Source organism: Kitasatospora putterlickiae (genome assembly GCF_039527695.1).
GTDB classification, from domain to species: Bacteria; Actinomycetota; Actinomycetes; order Streptomycetales; family Streptomycetaceae; genus Kitasatospora; species Kitasatospora putterlickiae.
Genome location: NZ_BAAAKJ010000192.1, coordinates 1 through 5126, shown reverse-complemented (window position 1 = coordinate 5126; position 5126 = coordinate 1). Strand labels below are relative to the sequence as shown.

Below are 5126 nucleotides of genomic sequence, written 5' to 3'. Positions count from 1 at the left end.
GATCCGGCGGGCTCTCGCCCCACTGGACTGACATGGCGCGCACCTCTCAGCGGCGGAAGCGGGCAACCCTGGGAGCATACAAACTCCTCCGGTGCCGCCCGGCCGCCGAAGACGGCCGCACCCCCGCCGACCCGCGGCTTCGCCGCACCGGCTCACCGCAGGGTCACTCCAACGGCTGAACCCGTGACGGCCGGGAGGGCGTTCACCCGGCGGTGCGCGGGGCCGCGGTGCGCCGGGCCGCGCGGTGGCGGGCCGTCAGAGCAGGCCGGCCGGGTACAGCCGCTCCAGCACGGCCGCGACGCCGTCCTCGTCGTTGCTCAGGGTCACCTCGTCGGCGACCGCGAGCAGCTCCTGGTGCGCGTTGGCCATCGCGACGCCGTGCCGCGCCCAGCCGAACATCGGCACGTCGTTGGGCATGTCGCCGAACGCGATCGTGTCGGCGGCCTTCACCCCGAGCCGGCGGGCGGCGATGGACAGCCCGGTGGCCTTGGAGAGGCCGAGCGGCAGCAGCTCGACGATCCCGGCGCCGGCCATCACCACGCCGACCAGGTCGCCGGCCGCGCGGCGGGCGGCCTCGGCGAGCGCGTCGTCGGAGAGGCCGCGGTGCTGGATGTACAGCTTGCTGATCGGGGCGGTCAGCAGCTCGTCCTTGGGGGTCCGGACGACCGGCAGGTCGGAGCCGATCTGCAGCTCGTAGCCGGGGCCGGCCAGCACGTCGCCGTCCAGGCCGTCCTGGTTGGCGGCGATCGCCAGCGGGCCGGTCTCCTCCTCGATCCGCTCGATCGCGAGGGCGGCCAGTCGGCGGTCCAGGGTGAGCGAGGTGAGCAGCTTGTGCGCGCCCGCGTCGTAGACCTGGGCGCCCTGGCCGCAGACGGCTATGCCCCGGTAGCCGATCTCGTCGAAGACCGGGCGGGCCCAGACGGCCGAGCGGCCGGTGACGATGATGTGCAGCGCGCCGGCCGCGGTGGCGTCGGCCAGCGCCGCGCGGTTGCGCGCCGAGACGCTCTCCGCGGTGCTCAGCAGGGTGCCGTCGAGGTCGGTGGCGACCAGCTTGAAGGGCAGGCCGCCACCGTCCGCGGGGGAGACGGGGCTGGGGCTGGTGGTGCTCATGGGCCGTTGTCTCCCGGGAGTTGCTTCGTTGCTGCGTCCGCGTCGCCGCGGTGCCGGTGCCGCCCGGCCGCTGTTCGGCCTGCTGCTCGGCCTGCTACTTGGCCGGCGTCAGGACGGTGCGGCCACCGAGGTAGGGGCGGAGCGCCTCGGGGACGACGACCGAGCCGTCGGCCTGCTGGTGGTTCTCCAGGATCGCCACGATGGTGCGCGGGACGGCGACCAGGGTGCCGTTCAGCGTGGCCAGCGGGCGGACCTTGCCCTCCTCGCGCATCCGGATGGCGAGGCGGCGCGACTGGTACTCGGTGGTGTTCGAGGTCGAGGTGACCTCGCGGTACTTGCCCTGGGTGGGGATCCAGGCCTCGATGTCGAACTTGCGCGCGGCCGAGGCGCCGAGGTCGCCGGAGGCGACGTCGATCACCCGGTAGGGCAGTTCGAGGGCGTTGAGGAAGTCCTTCTCCCACTGGAGCAGGCGGCGGTGCTCGTTCTCGGCGTCCTCGGGCGTGGTGAAGACGAACATCTCCACCTTCTCGAACTGGTGGACGCGGATGATGCCGCGGGTGTCCTTGCCGTAGGTGCCGGCCTCGCGGCGGAAGCAGGACGAGTAGCCGGCGTAGCGCAGCGGCAGCTTGTCGGCCTCGATGATCTCGTCCATGTGGTACGCCGCGAGCGGGACCTCGCTGGTGCCGACCAGGTAGCGGTCGTCGCCCTCCAGGAAGTACACGTTCTCGGCGGCCTGGCCGAGGAAGCCGGTGCCGTCCATGGCGGCCGGGCGGACCAGGGCCGGGGTGATCATCGGGGTGAAGCCGGCGGCGGTCGCCTGGGCGATCGCCATGTTGACCAGGGCGAGCTCCAGCAGCGCGCCAACACCGGTCAGGTAGTACGACCGGGCACCGGCGACCTTGGCGCCGCGCTCGGTGTCGATCGCGCCCAGCAGCTGGCCCAGCTCGACGTGGTCGCGGGGCTCGAAGCCCTCGGCGGCGAAGTCGCGCGGGGTGCCGATCTCCTCCAGGGTGACGAAGTCCTCCTCGCCGCCGACCGGTGCGGCCGGGTCGATGAGGTTCGCCAGCGAGCGGAGCAGGCGCTCGGCCTCGTCCTTGGCCCCGGTCTGCTCGGCGTCGGCGGCCTTGACCTCGGCGGCCAGCTCCTTGGTGCGCTGGAGCAGGGCGCTCTTCTCCTCGCCCTGGGCCTTGGCGACGAGCTTGCCGAGCGACTTCTGCTCGTTGCGCAGCTCGTCGAAGCGCGTGCCCGAGGACCGGCGGCGCTCGTCGGCGGAGAGGAGGGCGTCGACCAGGTCGACGTCCTCGCCACGGACGCGCTGCGAGGCGCGCACTCGGTCAGGGTCCTCACGGAGCAGGCGAAGGTCAATCACGGGCCCAAGCCTACCGGGCGGGGACCTGTCCACCGGTACCGGTTTTCCCCTGGGGATAACTCGCCCCGGCCTGTGGATAACCGCTGTGGGAAACCGCGCCGGCGCTGGTTATCCACAGGCTGGGGCCGTCGGCTGTGGATCGTGGGGCGGCGCCGGAGGGCGCTGCGGCGAACCCGGGAATTCAAGTTTCAAACCTGAATTGACCTTCCCGGGTGAGCGAATTGAAGCACTCGGACGGGTGATTTACTGGCACCCGGGTGACTCTGGTCCGATTAGTCATCTCTGCGGCGCAAACCGATGATCCGACCGAAACGCGCAGTGGCTATACCGGTTTGTCGACTCATCCCCAGGCCTGTGGATAACTCGGACCTGTGGACAGCGCCCACCCCTGTGGACAAGCCCCGCACCGGGGCGGCCGCCCTGTGGACGGCCGCCCGGCGGGGTGGAAAACGGTTCGAAAAGGGCACGTGGCCGGCGAATGGCGCCCCGATGGACACGGATGTCCCGGTGTGAACGCGGAGGGTCCGTGGAAGCGGACGTCCCCGCGCGGACTCGGACGACCCGCGCGGACTCAGATGTCCCCGCGCCCGTCGAGGCAACGCGAGAGCCAGTCCGCCGCCGCGCTGAAATCCGCGTCCGAGGTCCCGGGCCGCTGGTGCGACGAGGCCTGCCGGTCGGCGCGCGGATAGGAGCCGAGGAACCGCACCTGCGGGGAGATCCGCTTGAGGCCCATCATCGCCTCGCCCACCCGGCGGTCGCTGAGGTGCCCCTCGCAGTCGATGAGGAAGCAGTAGTTGCCCAGCCCCTCCCCGGTCGGCCGGGACTCGATCCGCATCAGGTTGACCCCGCGCACCGCGAACTCCTGGAGCAGTTCCAGCAGCGCACCCGGGTGGTCGTCCGGCAGCCAGACCACCATCGAGGTCTTGTCCGCCCCGGTCGGCGAGGAGACCCGTCCGGGCCGCCCCACCAGCACGAACCGGGTGGTCGCGCTCTGCGCGTCCACGATGTCCTTGACCAGCGGGTCGAGACCGTAGATCGGCGCCGCGAACTCGCCCGCGAACGCCCCGTCGTACCGGCCCTCGGCCACCAGCCGGGCGCCGTCCGCGTTCGAGGCGGCGGACTCCCAGTGCGCGTCCGGCAGGTTGGCGGCCAGCCATCGGCGGACCTGCGCCTGGGCCACCGGGTGGCTGGTGACGGTCTTCACGTCGGCCAGGCCGGTGCCCGGCCGCACCAGCAGCGCGAAGGTGATCGGCAGCAGCACCTCGCGGTAGATCATCAGCGGCGCGCCGGACGCCAGCTCGTCGTTGGTCGCCGTGACGGCGCCCTCGACCGAGTTCTCGATCGGCACGAACGCGCCGGAGGCCTCGCCGCCGCGCACCGCGTCCAGCACCAGCTGCACCGAGGACATCGGCACCAGCTCCCGGGTCGCCGCCTCCGGCAGGGTGCGCAGGGCCGCCTCGGTAAAGGTGCCCGCCGGCCCGAGGTACGTGTAGCGGGTTGCCGACATGACGCCTCCAAGGGGAACGGGACCTGTGGGAAGAACGGCGGATCGCCGAAAGGAGTCACCTTAGCCACTCCGTCCGCCTCCCGTGACCGCGTTCCGCTCCGTGGGCGGTGACGGTACGCGTGGTGGACGGCGGGCGTCCGGTCCGGTCAGTCGAACAGGGCCTGCCCGACGTACCCGTCCCGCGCCGCGCCCGGCGGGACGGCGTACACGCCGCTCGCCTCGTGCCGCAGGAAGCGGGAGAGCCCGTCGCCCCTGGCCAGCTTGCGCTGCACGGGGGTGAACCCCCTGCGCGGGTCGGCCTGGAAGGCGAGGAAGAGCAGCCCGGCGTCCGGCGAGCCGTCGGCCAGCAGTCCGTCGTGGTACGAGAACCCGCGCCGCAGCATGGCCGCCCCGCCGTTGGCGGCCGGCGCCGCGACCCGGACGTGGGCGTCCGACGGGATGGCCGGCGCCCCGTCCGTCCCCTGGGCGGCGAGGTCCACCGGCGCCCGCTCGCCCGCCCCGGCGGGCGCGCCGAGCGGGGCGCCGTCCGACTTGCGCCGCCCGATCACCCGCTCCTGGCGGTCCACCGGCAGCGCCTCCCAGTTGTCCAGCAGCATCCGGATCCGCCGGAACACCAGGAACGAGCCGCCCGTCAGCCAGGCCGGCTGCTCCCCTCCGGCGGCGACGAAGACCTTGGCCGCGAAGTCCTCCTCGCCGGGCCGGGGGTTGTTGGTGCCGTCGATCTGGCCCATCAGGTTGCGTCCGGTCATCGGGTTGGCGGTGGCGCCGGGCGTGCGGGCGAAGCCGGACGTCTGCCAGCGCAGCGCCGCCGTGCCGGCCGCCTGGCGCTGCAGCACCCGCAGGGCGTGCACGGCCACCAGCGCGTCGTCGGCGCCGATCTGCACGAACAGGTCGCCGTCCCCGCGCGCGGGGTCCAGCGCGTCGGCCGGGAAGGCGGGCAGCGGCTCAAGGCCGGCCGGGCGGCGGTCGGCCAGGCCGGTCTTGTCGAACAGGCCCGCGCCGAAGCCGAAGGTGACGGTGAGCGAGCAGGGGCCGGCGTCCAGGGCGACCTGGTTGTCGAACTCGTCGGCCGGCTCGCCCTCGGCCATCCGGGCGGCCGTCCGCGACCAGCGCTGGAGCAGGGCGCGCAGGCCGTCCCGG

At 73.2% G+C, this 5126-nt stretch carries 4 protein-coding genes; all 4 read right to left on the bottom strand.

Translation table 11 applies throughout. The features are described 5' to 3' along the window. Positions 1 to 255 precede the first annotated feature (255 nt). The gene (locus tag ABD308_RS19255; RefSeq protein ID WP_344336176.1) at positions 256 to 1110 is read right to left on the bottom strand and encodes an HAD family hydrolase; all 855 of its coding nucleotides are present in this window, start codon (positions 1108 to 1110) and stop codon (positions 256 to 258) included. A 94-nt stretch (positions 1111 to 1204) separates the two neighbouring features. Then, positions 1205 to 2479: a serine--tRNA ligase gene (serS, locus tag ABD308_RS19250; protein ID WP_344336173.1), complete on the bottom strand. Its 1275-nt coding sequence runs from the start codon at positions 2477 to 2479 to the stop codon at positions 1205 to 1207. Positions 2480 to 3050: 571 nt separating this feature from the next. Then, positions 3051 to 3986 carry a prephenate dehydratase gene (pheA, locus tag ABD308_RS19245; protein ID WP_344336171.1) on the bottom strand — a complete coding sequence of 312 codons (936 nt, stop codon included), beginning with the start codon at positions 3984 to 3986 and terminating at the stop codon, positions 3051 to 3053. Positions 3987 to 4132: 146 nt separating this feature from the next. Continuing rightward, a partial coding sequence (locus ABD308_RS19240; protein ID WP_344336169.1) for a Dyp-type peroxidase occupies positions 4133 to 5126 on the bottom strand: 994 nt, incomplete at its 5' end.